The sequence below is a fragment of the Pseudomonas sp. D4002 genome (assembly GCF_013385665.1).
Classification (GTDB): Bacteria; Pseudomonadota; Gammaproteobacteria; order Pseudomonadales; family Pseudomonadaceae; genus Aquipseudomonas.
Map to the genome: position 1 here is coordinate 1 of NZ_JACAPN010000016.1, position 15,072 is coordinate 15,072.

Here is a 15,072-nt window from a genome sequence, read left to right on the forward strand (position 1 = left end):
CCGCGCTGGGCCAAGGATGGCCCATCGCGGCGGCCCACGGTCCAAAGCCGGAGTGAGGGCACACCGAGCCTAGGCGAGGTGCCGAGTGGTGGGGCAAGAGCCTTTTGGTTACTTTTGGGCTCCTTTCAAAAGTGACCCGCTGTAAGAGCGGAACCAATACAAGCCATCACCCAAAAACGGATATGCCCCCAAAAAGAAGCATCACCCATTAGCCAGCTCTTCCAGATGATCCATCAACTCCTGCGGCTTAAGCACCAACACATCACTGTCCACCGCATCCAGCACCACCTCCGCCGTATTCCCGATCAACGCCCCGGAAATCCCGGTGCGCGCCACCGTACCAATGATGGTCACCGCCGCCTGCCACTTGTGCGCCGCGTGAGGAATCAACACATCCGCCGGCCCTTCCTCGATATGCAGATGAGTGTCGTCAATATCAAACTCCGCCTGGAACGCCTTGCACTGCTCACGATAGCGTGCCTCGATCGTCTCCTTGAGCTGAAACACCGGATCCGCCGCCGAGAGCATCGGCGACGGATGCGCACTGATCACATGCAACTGCGCCTTGGCCAAACTCGCGATATCAAACCCATGATCAATGATCGCGTTATGCAACGCCTGATGCTCGGCATCAGAATTGCCCACATCGATGGCCGCCAGAATCACCCCGCCAGCCCAAGGCCTGGACGTCTTCACCAGCAGCACCGGAGTCGGGCAGTAGCGCATCAACTTCCAGTCGGCAGGCGTCAACAGCGCCTTTTTCAGCGGGCTGTCAGCGAAATGCTGCTTGACCACCAACCCACACCCCTCTGCCTGCTGCACGTCGATGATGGTTTCATGCAGGCTGTCATTCCACGCCTGTTCAGTGGTGACGCTATAACCATCCTCCTGCAAACCGGCCTTCAGCAGGCTCAACATCGCAGAATGCTCGTGCTTCTTGTCACACACCAACAAATGCAAATGTGCCCCGGTGACGCCGGCAATCAGCTTGGCGCGCTTGAGGGCCAGGCTTTCCGAATGCTCAGGCTCGATGACCACCAGGATGCTGCGTATGGCTTGCATGGTCGGGTTCTCCAAAAAAGGGTGGGCGTGGAACAACTATAGTTGCTGCCCGGCACACGTCATGTTGATGCACATCAAGCCCGGTAGCTGGCGGTCTGCGGCGCGGTCGGTATAATCCCCGGCCTTTTGTGAATCTTTGCCCGTGAGCCCGATGAACCTGCCAGAAATCCACGAATTCCTCGGTTGCCGCACCCCCGACGGCTGGGTCCAGGCCGCGTTGGCCGACCAGGAAACCCTGCTGATCGACCACAAGAACTGTGAGTTCAAGGCCGCCAGCACCGCCTTGAGCCTGATCGCCAAGTACCATTCCCACGTCGACCTGATCAACCTGATGTCACGCCTGGCCCGGGAAGAACTGGTGCACCACGAGCAAGTCATGCGCCTGATGAAGAAGCGCAAGATCGAGCTGCGCCAACTGTCCGCCGGCCGCTACGCCTCGGGTTTGCGCAAGGTGGTGCGCAGCCATGAACCGGTCAAACTGGTGGATACCCTGGTGGTCGGCGCGTTTATCGAAGCCCGCAGTTGCGAGCGTTTCGAAGCACTGGTGCCGCATTTGGACGAAGAACTCGGCAAGTTCTATTTCGGCCTGCTGAAAAGCGAGGCCCGGCATTTCCAGGGTTACCTGAAACTGGCTTACCAGTACGGCGACGCCAAGGACATCGCCCAGGTCATCGACCGTGTACGCGCCGCCGAGCAGGAACTGATCGAGTCACCGGACGTCGAGTTCCGCTTTCACAGCGGCGTGCCAGCCTGACGCAACCGCTGCACCGAGCAACGCGGTGATCCCGGCCAGTATCAGGATCACCGTCTGCGTCCCCAGCGGCGCCGCCAGCAGTGCGATCAGCAACCCGGCCAGCGGCTGCGAGAGGTTGTTGAGCAAGGTCAGCACGCCCACCGTCTTGCCAAAGTCCCGGGCCGGGATTACCCGTTGTCGGACACTGCGGATGTACACGTTGAACATCTTGTCGAAACCGGTCAGCAGCAGGAAACCCACGGCATAAGCCCACACATTCGGGCTGATGGCCGTGATCAACGCTCCCACGGCAATCATCGAATACGACAAACCGCCCAGCACCTTGAGCGGCAGGGAAGCGCGCGCCAGGAAAAACAGGATGGCGATGGTCACCAGCGCGCCGGCCGCCTGCAACCCGGCGTAGGTGTCCTTGCCTGCGGCGTATTGGCCAATGACCATCGCGGCGGAAGTGGCGAGGGTGACGCCGATGATCAGGTTCACACCCACCGCCAGGGCGATAATCCTTTTCAGCTCCGGCAGGTCGCGGATATGCCCGAAGGCAACGCGCAACGGTTGCAGCCAGATGTCGTTGTGCTGCTCGAAAGTTTCAAGATTGACCGTGGTGTGGCGTTGCCAGATGCGCATCGCCAGGTCCGCCAGCAGGAACAGCCCGGCAACCCCCAGCACGACCCAGTGCCAGGCCCAGACGCCCAACATCAGCGCGGCCACCAGCGGGCCCAGCACCAGCCCGGTCTGGTCGGCAATCTGCGAGTAGGACAAGGTCTTGGCGTAGGTGTAATGCTTGAAGATATGCGGCAGCAGCACTTCCCGGGCCATGATGCCCTGGGTGGTCAACACGCCGCACAGCGCCGAAAGCATGACAATCCAGTAAATCCCGTCGAACATTCCATACAGCAGCACCGCCGCCCCACACGCCAGCGCCCGGTACACCTGGCTGATATGCAGGACGCGCACGGCGGGATATTTGTCGCACAACGCCCCGCACACCGGGAACGACAGGTACCGCGGCAAGGATTCGACAAAAAACGCCAGGCCCGCCCAGGACACACTGTTGGTGGTCTGGAACACGATCAGCGGCACGATGAACAACAGAATCTGGTCGGCCAGGCGTGACAGAAACAACGAAATGAAGAAGGCCAGGTAATCCTTGCGCATGGTGTGCTCGTGTCCGTGAGTCAAATTGTCGTCAGTAGCCGGAGCCGGATTTATCCGTGAGATTGTGGCGCTCGTCGCCCTTGAGCGGCGGGTTGAATACGCTGACCAGCACCAGGTCCTGCTCCTTTCCGCCTCTTAGATAATGGCAGTCGTGTTGGTCCAGCGCATAAATATCACCGGGGCGGATCGGGTAGACGTTACCGTCCATATCTTCGACTTCACCCTCACCGGCGATGCAGTAGCAAGCCTCCAGGTGATTGCGGTATTGCAGCAGTGACTCGGTGCCGGCACGCACGACGGTGTGGCAGACGGTATAACCCATCCCGTCCTTTTCCGTCAGCAACCGATGGCTGGTGCCAGCGCCCCATTCGACAAAGTGCGCGGTGTTTTCAATGTCTGATTTGTGACGAACGAACATGGTTTTCTCCCGCTATGTAGGTAGAGGGCCATGATTCTCTTGTGTTTGTGGTGTTGTCATCAGCGACACTTCCGAAAAGCGTGTGGGGCGCATCTGGCGGACGGTACCGAGTTAAAGACTGCGGTGAAACTGTTAAAAACTCTTAAAAGCATGAAGCTTCGTCGGCCAGTGATGGCCAGCTGCTTTAGTCTGCCGGCTTGCCACCTATAATGCGCACACTTCAATCCGCGCGTGCACTGGAAATTTATGGATAACTTGGGTCTCGGCAAGGTCTTGCTCGTGGAGGACGATGAGAAGCTGGCAGGGCTGATCGCCCATTTCCTGTCCCAGCATGGCTTCGAGGTGCTGGCCGTGCACCGCGGCGACCTGGCGCTGGCGGCGTTCCTGGAGTTCAAGCCGAAGATCGTCGTGCTCGACCTGATGCTGCCCGGCCAGAGCGGCCTGCATGTGTGCCGTGAAATTCGCAACGTGTCCGACACGCCCATCGTGATCCTCACCGCCAAGGAAGACGACCTCGACCACATCCTCGGTCTGGAGTCCGGCGCCGATGATTATGTGATCAAGCCGATCAAGCCGCCTGTGCTGCTGGCTCGCCTGCGCGCCCTGCAACGTCGCCAGGCGCCGGAACCCACGGTGCGCGGCGCCCTTGAGTTCGGCCGCCTGGCCATCGACCGCAGTTGCCGGGTGGTGAGCCTGGGCGGGGAGAAGATCGACCTGACCACCATGGAATTCGAACTGCTGTGGTTGCTGGCCAGCGCCGCCGGGAAAATCCTCTCCCGCGATGACATTCTCAACCGCATGCGCGGTATTGCCTTTGACGGGCTCAACCGCAGCGTCGACGTGTACATCAGCAAGCTGCGCGGCAAGCTCAATGACAACCCCCGGGAACCGGTGTGCATCAAGACCATCTGGGGCAAGGGCTACCTGTTCAATCCGTTCGCCTGGGAGGTCTAGATGTTAAGGCTGTTTCTGCGTCTGTATATCATCCTGGCCATTGGCTTGGCCGGGGCGATCTGGCTGGTGAACTACACCTTCGATGAGCTGTTGCCGGAAGCCAACGAAACCTACAACCGCGAAGCCCTGCGCGGCCCGGCGTATGGGGTGGTGGAACAATTGCGGCCGGTGACGGGGGAAGCGCGCGCCGCCCGCCTGGCCGAGTTGCAACCGCACTATGGGCTGCGCCTGGCGCTGGTGCAGCGGGACAGGCTGAAACTCACCGAGCGTGAACAGCAACTGCTGGCCAGTGGCGAGTTGGTGGTGCGTGGGGATTTCATGGAGTTCATCTCCAACATCGACGGCGGCCACCAACTGCTGGAAATCAAACTGCCGGAAGAGCCCAAGTGGCTGTACATGTGGGCCTATGGCTTTCTCGGCCTGTGCCTGGCGATTGTCCTGTACTTCTGGGTTCGGCCCCATTGGCGTGACCTGGAGCATATCCGCCTGGCCGCGCAACGTTTCGGTGACAACGATCTCGGCTCGCGCATCCTGCTGCCGCGCCGTTCTACCGTGCGCGAGCTGGCGGGGCACTTCAACCAGATGGCCGAGCGCATTGAAAGCCTGATCGCCAACCAGCGCGAGTTGACCAACGCCGTGTCTCACGAGCTGCGTACGCCGATTGCGCGGCTGTCGTTTGAGCTCGACCAGCTCAAGCAACAGGCCGATCCACGGGAGAGCCGCGCACTGATCGCCGACATGTATGCCGACCTCGGCGAGCTGGAAGAAATGGTCTCGGAACTGTTGACCTACGCCAGCCTGGAGCGCGGCGCCACGCAGATCACCCGGGAAAGCATCGAGGCCCACAGCTGGCTCGACAGTGTGATCGGCAGCGTCGCCCTGGAGGCCGAGGCGGCAGGCGTGCAGTTGCTGCTGCGCACCTGTGAAGTCGATTACATCCGTATCGAGCCGCGCTTTATGGCACGGGCGGTGATCAACCTGTTGCGCAATGCAATTCGCTACGCCGACCGGCGTGTGGAAGTGTCGCTGGTGAAGTTTGGCACCGGCTATGAAGTACGGGTCAATGACGACGGGCCCGGTGTGCCGGTGGAAGGGCGAGGGAAGATTTTCGAGCCGTTCCTGCGCCTGGACGCCAGCCGTGACCGCCGCACCGGTGGCTTCGGCCTCGGCCTGGCGCTGGTGCGGCGCGTGTGCCAATGGCATGGCGGGCAGGTTGAAGTGCTGGATTCGGAGTGGGGCGGGGCATCGTTTCGGATGACCTGGGCGTATGCCGAGTAATCATCCAGGAGCCATGGAGATCAAATGTGGGAGCGGGCTTGCTCGCGAAGGCGGTGAATCAGTCGCCGGATACATTGACTGAAACACCGCCTTCGCGAGCAAGCCCGCTCCCACATTTTGATTGGGTTACCAAAGTTAGAACGTGTACTCGACCATCCCCATCACCGACGTCTGCAAGCGTCTCTCCACAATCGGGCTTTGCCCGGCCTTGTCTGCCAGGTACTGCACATCCAACAGCGTCGAAAACTGTGTGTGCTCGCTGATCGGCAAGCTCCACACCAGATTCATCCCGTTGCTGATGTTGCCGCCGCTGGCCTTGTAGGCCTTGAAGCGACTCTGTGCGGCCTGGCCGGTGGTCACGCCGTACCAGGTCTGCAGGTAGTTGCTGTCGCCAAAATGGCTGCTGAGGCTGGCATCCAGCGAACCGTAGTCGCCGTCGTACAGGTTGGTGCCCAGGCTCAGTTCCAGATGGGTGAACGCCTTGCCGGAATCCTTGTGATCATCTTCCTCAAGCGCATGCTCCAGGGTTGCGCCGAGAATCACCCCGCCCAGGTTATAGCTGCCACTGACACCCACCTGGGCGCGAGTCTTGATCTCGCCCATACCCTTGAGTTTCTTCGAGCCCGGGCGCCCGGTCTTGCTTTCGTCCTTGCGTGAGCCGCTGGCGCCGACGTAGGCGCTGAAGCTCGCGCCGCCGCCGTCATAACCCCAGCCCAGGCCCTTGTCGGTGTCGAGGAAAATCCCCCACGGGCTGACGATGGCCACCCCCAGCACCGGCGCGGTGACTCGCTCGTCGCTGCCGCTGTAGCGGGGCAGGTTGGCCACGCCGGCCTTGAGGGTGTATTCCCAGTCGTCGGCCAGCAGGGTGTCGGCGCTGGCCAGCAGGCACAGCGACGTCAGGGACAGGCACAGGTGTTTTGAACGCATGATGGTCTTCATGTGAGGTCAGAGACTCAAGGGGTTGTGGGGAGAATCGGTACGTTTGAAGTGGTAGCCGGAGGCGCTCAGGCCATTGACCTGGCGACTCACGGTATCGCCCAGGCCATAGCCGTTGCCGGCCAGCACCGCGTGGGCGTTGTCCACGGGCAGCAGGATGTAGTCGGTCAGCGGCTCGTCGTGCAGTTGGCCGCGGATCACCAGGAAGCCGTTCTCCAGGCTCACGCTGATGCCGCTCAGGGGCGCGTCGGGCTCATGGGTGTTGAGCACTTGATAGGTACCGATGGTGTCGGCCCAGGCATTGCTCAGCGGGGTCGGTTCGATGCGTTCGCCCACCGGGACGCGTTGGCCGTGGCTGCGGGCGGTGAGCATCTGGCGCCCTTGCACCGTTACCACATCCAGCTGCACACGGCCCAGTTCGCCGAGGTCCTTGAGCCAGAAGCCGAGGAATTTCTGTTGTGCCCGCAGCCAGCCCTGGCCGTCGCGCAGCAGTTCGAAACGGGTGTCGGCCAACTCGCCATACAGCTGGCCGTTTTCGTCCTTGATACGGAAGACACCCCAGGCCGTGGCGTAGAAACCCGCCAGGCGCCTGCGGTCGATCGCGGCGGGCACCTGGCGGATTTTCAGGCCGTGGGCGGGCGCCTGGCAGTTGTCGGCACACACCGGGTCGCCGGTCTGGGCCTGGAGCATCAGGCGCAGAGTGTCGGTGGTCAGGGACACCACCATCTCTTCGGCGTTGCTGTCGTTGGCCATCACGATCACGGCCAGTTGCTGGTCCGGCAGCATCGTCAGTTGCGCCGCGAAATCATCTCCGCCACCGCTGTGCTGGAAGGTGCGAATGCCGGGGCCCACCGGCTCATCGCCGCAAGGGGCGAGAAACCACCCCAGGCCCATCTGGCAGTCGAAGTCCAGGGCGTTGCCGGTGTTTTGCTGGGTGAACATCTCATCAATCGACTGGCTGCCCAGTAGCTGTCTGTCTTTATAGAGGCCCCGGGCGAAGAGCATGCGCACGTAGTGGCTGAGGTCCTTGGGGCTGCTCCACAAGCCACCGGCCGCAAGGTCGCGCACCTGGGCGTCGGCGCTGACGGTGCCGTCTGCATAACCCCGGGCGCGAAAGCCCGGTTGCGCGCCGGTGCCGACGAAGCTCGACTGGTTCATCTCCAGGGGCTTGAGCAGGCTGCTTTGCAGTCGGGTTTCGAAATCCTGCCGACTGCTGCGTTCGATGGCGGCGCCGACCAGGGCGTAGCCGAGGTTGGAATAGGCCACCTGGGTCCCCGGTGGCGTGCTCAGCCAAACCCCTGAAATACGCATTGGCATCTGGCCCATGGCGAAGGTGTTGCGCACGTCCCGCAGGTGTTCGCTGGGCAGGCCGGACTGGTGGCTGAGCAGGCGGCGCAGGGTGATGTCGCGGTCGGCGGCAGCCTGGTCGGAATGAAAGCGCGAGCGTACGTAGAACTCCCGCAGGGTGTCCTGGATCGGGGCGTCGAGGGCCAGGCGCTGTTGCTCCACCAGTTGCAGGGCGGCGGTGGCGGTCAGCAGTTTGGAGAGGGCGCCGGCGCGGAACGCGGTGTTGGGGGTGACGGGTTTGCCCAGGGCCTTGTCGGCCAGGCCAAAGCCCTGGGCCCAGATCAGTTCCTGGCCGTTGACCAGGGCGATGGACAGGCCGGGTATGTTTTGCCTGGCCATTTCGCTGGGAATGCGTTTTTGCAGGTAGCGGATGATTGCGCTGTAGTCGCCCTTGGGAACGGGCGGCGGGGCCGGCGGCTGGCCGTGGCAGCCGAGGCTGCCCAGCAGGCAACCCAGCAGCGGAATACTGCGCAATGTGCGAAACATGATGAGCACCCGAGGGGTGGTTTGGATGCTCGAATGCTAGGGGCGGGCCGTCGATGAGTCTTTGTGAGCTTTGTCGGGAAACTGTCAAAGACTGTTAATACAGGCCGCCCCTAGCGGGTTTGCTCCATTGCCGCAGCTCCAGCATCAGCTATACCTAATGCTCAACGCTTCCTCAACGTCAGCCAAGGAGTCTCGCGATGAAACTGGGAATAATGATCAGCACCGTGTGTATTGCCACGATCGGGGTGATGGGGTGTTCCAGCAAGGTGACGCAGCCGGACGAATACTCCGGGTTTCTCTCAGACTACAGCAACCTCAAGGAAGCCAAGTCGCCATCGGGCGCGCAGGTGATGCGTTGGGTGGACCCCAACCTGAGTCTGAGCCGCTATAACGCGGTGTACATCGAGCCCACCCAGTTCTACCCCAAGCCGCAAGCCAGCACCAGGATCCCTGAAAGCACCTTGCAGGGCATCAGCACCTACTACAGCCAGGCGCTCAAGCGCGAACTGGAAAAGTCCTTGCCGCTGGCCGACGGACCAGGCCCGGGCGTGATCGTGGTGCGCGCGGCGATCACTGCCGTCAGCAGCAAGACCGAAAGTCTCAAGCCCTATGAGTACATTCCTGTCGCCCTGGTGGTCGCCACGGTCAGCACGGGCGCCGGGATTCGTGACCAGGAAACCACCTTGGGCACCGAAGCCCAATTCCTCGACGGTGCCAGTGGCAAGGTGGTCGCCCAAGTCGTGCGCAAAGGCACCGGTAAACCGTTGGCAAACGACTCCCAGGTGATGAAAGCCGATGACGTGAAAAACGTCATCGACGGCTGGGCGTCGGACCTGCATCAATCGTTTTTGAAGCTTAAAAAGGGCTAAGCCTCAAACGGTGCGCGACTTGAGCGGGTGCTATTTGATCGGTGTGAGCGGTGGCTGCTTCCATTGCCCGTTACCCACTTCAGGCTTGGGCAGGTAAATGCGCAATAGGGCATAGAACGGGCCGGGTGGTGCTGGCAGCCAGTTGCTTTGTTCCGCCTTCGGTGGCTCGTGGTGCGCGACCAACAACGTCAGGCCGCCATCGGCGTCGAGCTTGAAGTTGGGCAACATCCCCGACGTGAGCACGTAGCGCTTCTTCAGGTTGGGGGTCAGCAGATTGGTCTTGGCGTTGTACATGGTCAGTGACCAGAATGCGTCGGTCGGTGGCAACTGGTCCTTGGCGAAGTGCAGGGTGTAGCTGTGGCGTGCGCCGTTGGCGGGTTTGCCCTCGCTGTCCACGGAGTAGCGCAGGTAGGCCGTTTCATCGCCGGAGTTGCCAAACAGGTGCAGGTTGGCGCCAGCGTAGCGGTACAGGTAGTTGTTTTGAAGGTGGTCGCGATTGCCGAACAGGTCTGCACTGGATACTTGATGGGTATCGATCTTGTCTTTTTTGAAGGCTGCATACTCGGCTTTGCCGTCGGCGATGCCGTCATCCAGCGCTTTGCGTTGCTCAACCGTCAGGGCCTTGAGGTCGAACGGTTTACCCGCCTCGACGCCGATCCTGGCAAAACGCGCGAGCACGTCTTTCTCACTGTCCTGCGGTGCTGCGTAGGCCAGCATGAAGTTCAGATAGCGGAACAGATGCACGCTGTCGCTCATGTTCGGCGTAGGCTTGGGCCAGGCAATTTTCGGCGGCTTGATGGGTTTGGGCTGCTTCACGTAGCTGCTCAGGGTCTGGACCTTATAGCCGCCCTGGATCTGTCTGACTTTGCCCAAGTCCTTTTCATCGAACAATTGAGTGCGGTACAGGGCGTAGGCGATGTTGCTTTCGCTGTACACGACGCGGTCGATATCGGTTGGCTGCTGGCCTTTCCAGCCCGGGCCGGCAATCATGTAGTGGCCACCGTTGTTACCGGTGCTGCGGGTGCCCAGATAGCCGAAGTTCTGCGTATAGAGGTCGACCAACTGCACGGCGTAGTAGCGGTTGTCTTCGATCCTGGGCAGGGTCAACACCACGGGCTCGGCCCGCAGATCGAGCCAGACAAAGGAGTTGGGCGTGTCCGGGTTGGGGGTGGGGATCGCTGTATCTTTAGGGGTTATCGCCTGCGCGGTGTTCCCGATGTGGTTGAACGGCGCCTTGAAGTTCGCCCCGGTCTTGTCGACAGCCTGGGTGTAGAGAGTCTTGTACATCTCCACCACCGGGAAGCCATAAAGATAGGCTTCCTTGGCGATGGCCCGGGCTTCACTCGGCGTGGCGGTGAAATCGGCCCAGGCGCCGGTACTCATGAAAATCGAGAGGCTCGCCAACAGCAGGCGCGTCGGTGTTCGAATCATGTTGTTGCGTCCTTACTGAGTCAGTCGGATGTCGTCGAGTTTTTCAGCTGTTATAAAAGCAGGCTCCGGTGGGCACGTACAGTCGCAACTAGCTGAACCTTTGCGTGTCAGGCAGAGTTTGCACTCAGTTGCTCGGGAAGTCTTTTGGCACGTGAGGTTCAACGCAAAGATCTATCGATCAGTTGACATCAACGAGATCAAGTGCCGCCTGTGAAAGGCGGCATCGGGGGGCAGTCAAGGCAGTATGGACTTGACCTTGTCACGCAACTGATCAATCGAGAACGGCTTGCCGATCACCTGCATGTCGGCTGGCGAATCGATATTTTCGGCATAACCGCTGGCGAACAGGATGGGCAGGGCGGGGCGTATTTCACGGGCCTTGAGGGCCAGTTGCTTGCCGTCCATGTCCGGCAGGCCGACGTCGGTCATCATCAGGTCGATGGTCTGGTCGGTGTCTTGAACTATTTTCAAGGCTTCTTCGGCATCGGCCGCTTCAAGCACTTGGTACTCCAGCTCTTCGAGGACATCGACGATCAACATGCGCACGATGGCGTCGTCTTCGACTACAAGGATGGTGGAGGGGGCGGCTGACATAGTGGAGGTTCCCGAACAGTGGAAGGGGCAGGTCTTGGGCGATGGGAAGACCGTTTTCATCCTGAGTATTGTCGGTCCCGGCAAGTTCCCCAGATAAGCAAAACATTGTGCCGGTAACGGCTACAAATGTCGCGTATCACCGCCACTCACTTGCCAGGGGCTTGCTGGAACAACCAGCAAGCCCCGGCCATGGTCTCAAGCTGCCGGTTTTATCGGTTAAAGGGATCCGTACACCAACCCATGGACCCGGCTCTGGTTCTCGCTTGCCTTGAATGTGCTGACCGTATATTCCGGGTTTGTCGGCGTCCCAAACGCTCCCGGGATGAGCGGCGTCTTACTGTTGGCCAGCGATTCCTTCATTCCTTTTTTCATGGCGTCCTCGGTCGGAAAATTGACCAATCCGAAATTGGGGTCGAAATAGAACCATTTTCGCGTGCCGCCTTCCACGATCACTCCCGCTGTCATCGCGTGGACGGGCGTGGCGATGATGAGTGTCTTGGACGTCGTCGCGTTGGCCAGGTCATCGATGATGGCCTGATAGGACTTTTGCGTGACGACTTCAGCCGAGTGCGGTCGCTTTCTGAAGTGATCCTGGGCTTCGCTCATGTCCTTGATGAACCTCGCCGATTTTGGGTTGGTTTCCTTGGTTGCCGCCGCAATGAAAAGCTTGTCGATGTACTCGTCCTGTTTTCCAACGGACACGGCGTAGGCCATTGCGTTGGCTAACACGCCACATTCGCCTCCGGTCACCGTGTCCACATGGCTCAAATAGAAATTCTGGGGCATGCCCCTGAGCTTGATGCCGGGGATGCGCTCAATTTCGGCTTTGTAGAACTCATAGTTTTTAAGGCCGACTTCTGATCGCTTTTTGCCTATTGACTGTGCCAGGGCGCCGATTTCTTCGGGGCTTCGATTCGGCTTAAGTGCCAGTTCCATGAGCTCTGCGATATCCATGGAGCCCGAGTAGCCCGGGATGTCATCCACTACCCCGTTGTTATAGCCACGCATATACGCATCGTGGCTCGTTGTTCTGGCGTGTTCCTGCGTAGCCTTGAATGAGTTGGATAATTGCTTGGAGGGTGTGTTTTGCGCCTTGGTGGCCGGCCCTCCGACAAAGTACTCCCAGAAGCTTTCAACGTTGTCCTGGACCGACACGGTCTGTGGCGTGAACCCCTTCAACGGTGGGCCATAGGGTTGTTTCTTGAGGGCGTCGTACGCGTACCATTCGCCCTTGTTCAATACAGCGGAGGCTTCGACGGTTTGATCCGCCAGCTTGATGGTGCCGATTGCCGCGACGCCATGCCCCTTGCCGGCGGCTTTCAACAGGTCATGGCTGCCGGCTGCCCCCTTGAGTTTGTTTAGCCCGTTAATGCTTTTTTCGACTACAAACTTGCCGCCCCGGTTAATCAGTCCTGCGCCTCCCAGAAGCAAATCGCCCAAGCCGCCCACCGGGTTCAAGGCGCCGATGGTGGCGACACCGATCTTTTTGGCAACATTCAGCGCCTTGGCGCCTGCACTGAGGGCTTTTGTGCCCGCCTGTGCCGCTTTGGACGAACCCAGGCTGACAAAGCCCAGCAGGTCCAGCTGGAGGTCAATCGCCCCCTCCAGGTAATTACCCTTGGTAAAGTTGGCAATCGCTGACTTGAAGGGAATGAGGTCGAGGAAGAAATGGGTCACCTTCAACTCGGTTTCCATTTGCTTGTCGTAGGTCGTGGCGCCTTTGGCTTGCTTGACGACATCCTCGTTGCCCAGGTCGAGGTTTTCGACAAATGCCTCCGCGATGTACTGGGTACGGGCGGTGGCAAAGCTGTTGGGAGGCAGTGGGTTCGTGTCTGTACTGGCTGAGCGCTCGGGCTCACTGGCCTCTGAAGCGTCGAATTTTTTTATTCTGTTTTCCTCGATCGCCAGTTCCCAGGTACTCGCAGAGAAATCCTGGGGCGTTACTTTTTTGATGCTGCCGTTTTTTATGTCCAGCCTATAGGTAACAGGTTCCGTGCCACCCTCTACCTGTATCAGCAGCTCATTTTTAATCGGTTTGAAAAGCGAGGTGACCAGGTTTGGGCCCAATTGATAAACAGAGGGCTGGTAAAAAGTGAGGTTGCCCTGCTCGATGTTTTTTCGATCTTCCAGCGGCAGGCTGGCGATCAGGTGCTTTACGGTGGTGGCAACCCCGTCATTCAGCGACTTGATCGACGCTTCAAACTGCTTTTGAAATGTCGCGTTTACGTCGAACTTGAGCGACTGGCCTTCCAGTGCCTGGGTGATGTCTGGATCCTTGGATTCCCAGGTGTAATCGCCCAAGCCACTCATGGCGATGTCCAGCAACGAATGCAGGCCCGCAGGTGCGCGGTTTGGGTCGTAAAGCGGTACGCCAAACTGTTGTTGGCGGGTGTCCTTCACCGTCAGGGCCTTTTTTTCAAACGGCACATCTTCGCCAAATCGCTCCTTGAGCTGGGCCAGTGCAATGGCCTTGCGGCTCGGGATATCGGTCTCCAGCAGGGTGGAGGCCTTCATGCGTTCATCCACCTGCTGAGTGAACTCGACGCGTATCGCTTCCAGCTGGTCGGGGCTGTAGGCATCGTTGGGTTGTTTGCTGATAACGCCGTTGGCCACGGCCCAATCAATCAGCGCTGCCCTCTGTGCGCTTTGGGTCACGGCGGGCTCGGCGAGTGCAGCGCTTTCGGCCTTGAGCATCACTTGGGCGAAAGTCATGTTCGGTATCGAGCCCGGCGACTGCGCTTCAATCGACGCCGCCGCAACCGCCAGGTTGACCCAGGCCGGGCTGCCATAGGTCACGCTGGCCGGGATGTCTTTGATCAGGAACTCCGGGGCTGTTCTTGCCAGCAATACGTAAGCACCCGCCTGGGCCATCTCGGGGCTCGTTCTGCCCTCGCTCGACAGGTGTGCGCTCAGCCCGTTGACGATGGCAGAGGCCGGCTTGCCCCAATGTTCTTCACTGGCCACGTCGAAACCGGCCAGTTTGTTCCGTTGAGGCGCCTGGACTGACTCGGGATCCATCTGTGCACTGATGGCGGCCAGCAGGTAGTCGTAATGGCTGTTCTTGGTCTCGATACCATTGAGCCCGCGCTGCAGGGCCTGGCCCATCAGTTGGCCTTCGGGCGAGCTTAAAAGAAACTCGAGGATCTTCGCCGGGTCGTTCAAGGCGGCCACAGGAATGGGATTCTGGTACGCGAGAAAGTCCAGGACGCTCTTTGTCTGCGTGACTTGCGGCTGATCGCCGAGGTGGTGGGCGTGGTTCATCGCAAGCAGGCGCAACTGAGTTTGCTGGTTCTGGTCCAGCGGTGCAGGCCAGGACAAGGCACCGCCCAGGTCACCGAAAGGGTGGGCGGCGATCCTGACGATCGCTTCCAGTTTCAGCTTGAGCAACTCGGCCTTGGAGGTTGGCAGAGGCACCCCGTTGGCATTCAGGAATGCCTCCAGGCTTTGGTTGACCCTGGTCCCCATGTCCAGGGTGTTGTGATGGGACGAGTCAGGATGAATGGCCATTTGTGTGAGCTTCAGGACGGACTGTACATAGGGGGCGGTGTCGTAGTCTTGCAGGGCTGGGGCTGCGAGGTTGATGGCGTCCAGCAGGTTCTGCCAGTTCTGCCGGTCGGCCATGGGCTGTTTCAGCACATCGGAGCGGCTGGCGGCTGATGCTGGCGCTGCTGCAACGGCAGGGGGCGTGGCTGGCAGGGGGCTCAGGGACGATGCCCCGGAAGCAGGGGAGGAAAAGAATTGGGGCGCAGGCTGTTGCACGGAGAGGTTGCTGACATTTTGCATCGGTG

Annotated in this window: 12 protein-coding genes; 4 read left to right on the top strand and 8 right to left on the bottom strand. The window is 60.1% G+C overall.

Annotated elements, in window-relative coordinates; all coding sequences use genetic code 11:
* Window positions 1–201 precede the first annotated feature (201 nt).
* On the bottom strand, window positions 202–1,062 hold the full coding sequence (locus tag HX824_RS09685) for a universal stress protein (protein WP_003217553.1): 861 nt from the start codon (window positions 1,060–1,062) through the stop codon (window positions 202–204).
* Between the two features lie 151 nt (window positions 1,063–1,213).
* On the opposite strand from HX824_RS09685, the gene HX824_RS09690 reads away from it, so the two are divergent.
* The gene (locus tag HX824_RS09690; protein WP_008431008.1) at window positions 1,214–1,816 is read left to right on the top strand and encodes a tRNA-(ms[2]io[6]A)-hydroxylase; all 603 of its coding nucleotides are present in this window, start codon (window positions 1,214–1,216) and stop codon (window positions 1,814–1,816) included.
* Here HX824_RS09690 and HX824_RS09695 read toward each other — a convergent pair.
* Both HX824_RS09695 and HX824_RS09700 read right to left on the bottom strand, forming a co-directional pair.
* Complete coding sequence (locus HX824_RS09695; protein ID WP_177054475.1) at window positions 1,772–2,971, bottom strand: MFS transporter; 1,200 nt, start codon at window positions 2,969–2,971, stop codon at window positions 1,772–1,774. The two genes, HX824_RS09690 and HX824_RS09695, sit on opposite strands and share 45 nt — an antisense overlap.
* A 31-nt stretch (window positions 2,972–3,002) precedes the next feature.
* Entirely contained in the window at window positions 3,003–3,389 is a 387-nt protein-coding gene (locus HX824_RS09700) for an ectoine synthase (protein WP_003217559.1), read from the bottom strand.
* 246 nt (window positions 3,390–3,635) lie between these two features.
* Here HX824_RS09700 and HX824_RS09705 point away from each other — a divergent pair, with 246 nt between their 5' ends.
* Both HX824_RS09705 and HX824_RS09710 read left to right on the top strand, forming a co-directional pair.
* The gene (locus tag HX824_RS09705) at window positions 3,636–4,343 is read left to right on the top strand and encodes a winged helix-turn-helix domain-containing protein (protein ID WP_003217561.1); all 708 of its coding nucleotides are present in this window, start codon (window positions 3,636–3,638) and stop codon (window positions 4,341–4,343) included.
* Window positions 4,344–5,621, top strand: coding sequence for an ATP-binding protein (locus HX824_RS09710; RefSeq protein WP_087693018.1), 1,278 nt, complete (start codon window positions 4,344–4,346; stop codon window positions 5,619–5,621).
* Window positions 5,622–5,756: 135 nt separating this feature from the next.
* Here the strand turns inward: HX824_RS09710 and HX824_RS09715 are convergent, their stop codons facing one another.
* Both HX824_RS09715 and HX824_RS09720 read right to left on the bottom strand, forming a co-directional pair.
* Window positions 5,757–6,560, bottom strand: a complete 804-nt coding sequence (locus HX824_RS09715) for a MipA/OmpV family protein (protein ID WP_102369046.1) — start codon at window positions 6,558–6,560, stop codon at window positions 5,757–5,759.
* Window positions 6,561–6,566: 6 nt separating this feature from the next.
* Window positions 6,567–8,390, bottom strand: a complete 1,824-nt coding sequence (locus HX824_RS09720) for a serine hydrolase (protein ID WP_177054476.1) — start codon at window positions 8,388–8,390, stop codon at window positions 6,567–6,569.
* A gap of 197 nt (window positions 8,391–8,587) precedes the next feature.
* Here HX824_RS09720 and HX824_RS09725 point away from each other — a divergent pair, with 197 nt between their 5' ends.
* Entirely contained in the window at window positions 8,588–9,259 is a 672-nt protein-coding gene (locus tag HX824_RS09725; protein ID WP_087693015.1) for a DUF3313 domain-containing protein, read from the top strand.
* Between the two features lie 30 nt (window positions 9,260–9,289).
* Here the strand turns inward: HX824_RS09725 and HX824_RS09730 are convergent, their stop codons facing one another.
* The 3 genes from HX824_RS09730 to HX824_RS09740 all read right to left on the bottom strand — a co-directional run bounded on the left by HX824_RS09730 (window position 9,290) and on the right by HX824_RS09740 (window position 15,067).
* The gene (locus HX824_RS09730) at window positions 9,290–10,690 is read right to left on the bottom strand and encodes a DUF1254 domain-containing protein (RefSeq protein ID WP_003217572.1); all 1,401 of its coding nucleotides are present in this window, start codon (window positions 10,688–10,690) and stop codon (window positions 9,290–9,292) included.
* Between the two features lie 234 nt (window positions 10,691–10,924).
* Entirely contained in the window at window positions 10,925–11,284 is a 360-nt protein-coding gene (locus HX824_RS09735) for a response regulator (RefSeq protein ID WP_003217574.1), read from the bottom strand.
* Between the two features lie 216 nt (window positions 11,285–11,500).
* Entirely contained in the window at window positions 11,501–15,067 is a 3,567-nt protein-coding gene (locus HX824_RS09740) for a hypothetical protein (RefSeq protein WP_256346959.1), read from the bottom strand.
* Window positions 15,068–15,072: the final 5 nt, after the last annotated feature.

What these genes read in the sequence shown, in the direction of transcription:
- HX824_RS09685 (WP_003217553.1), bottom strand. Translation starts at nt 1,062, where the DNA reads ATGCAAGCCATACGCAGCATCCTGGTGGTCATCGAGCCTGAGCATTCG.
- HX824_RS09730 (WP_003217572.1), bottom strand. Translation starts at nt 10,690, where the DNA reads ATGATTCGAACACCGACGCGCCTGCTGTTGGCGAGCCTCTCGATTTTC.
- HX824_RS09700 (WP_003217559.1), bottom strand. Translation starts at nt 3,389, where the DNA reads ATGTTCGTTCGTCACAAATCAGACATTGAAAACACCGCGCACTTTGTC.
- HX824_RS09710 (WP_087693018.1), top strand. Translation starts at nt 4,344, where the DNA reads ATGTTAAGGCTGTTTCTGCGTCTGTATATCATCCTGGCCATTGGCTTG.
- HX824_RS09720 (WP_177054476.1), bottom strand. Translation starts at nt 8,390, where the DNA reads ATGTTTCGCACATTGCGCAGTATTCCGCTGCTGGGTTGCCTGCTGGGC.
- HX824_RS09695 (WP_177054475.1), bottom strand. Translation starts at nt 2,971, where the DNA reads ATGCGCAAGGATTACCTGGCCTTCTTCATTTCGTTGTTTCTGTCACGC.
- HX824_RS09690 (WP_008431008.1), top strand. Translation starts at nt 1,214, where the DNA reads ATGAACCTGCCAGAAATCCACGAATTCCTCGGTTGCCGCACCCCCGAC.
- HX824_RS09725 (WP_087693015.1), top strand. Translation starts at nt 8,588, where the DNA reads ATGAAACTGGGAATAATGATCAGCACCGTGTGTATTGCCACGATCGGG.
- HX824_RS09735 (WP_003217574.1), bottom strand. Translation starts at nt 11,284, where the DNA reads ATGTCAGCCGCCCCCTCCACCATCCTTGTAGTCGAAGACGACGCCATC.
- HX824_RS09715 (WP_102369046.1), bottom strand. Translation starts at nt 6,560, where the DNA reads ATGAAGACCATCATGCGTTCAAAACACCTGTGCCTGTCCCTGACGTCG.
- HX824_RS09705 (WP_003217561.1), top strand. Translation starts at nt 3,636, where the DNA reads ATGGATAACTTGGGTCTCGGCAAGGTCTTGCTCGTGGAGGACGATGAG.
- HX824_RS09740 (WP_256346959.1), bottom strand. Translation starts at nt 15,067, where the DNA reads ATGCAAAATGTCAGCAACCTCTCCGTGCAACAGCCTGCGCCCCAATTC.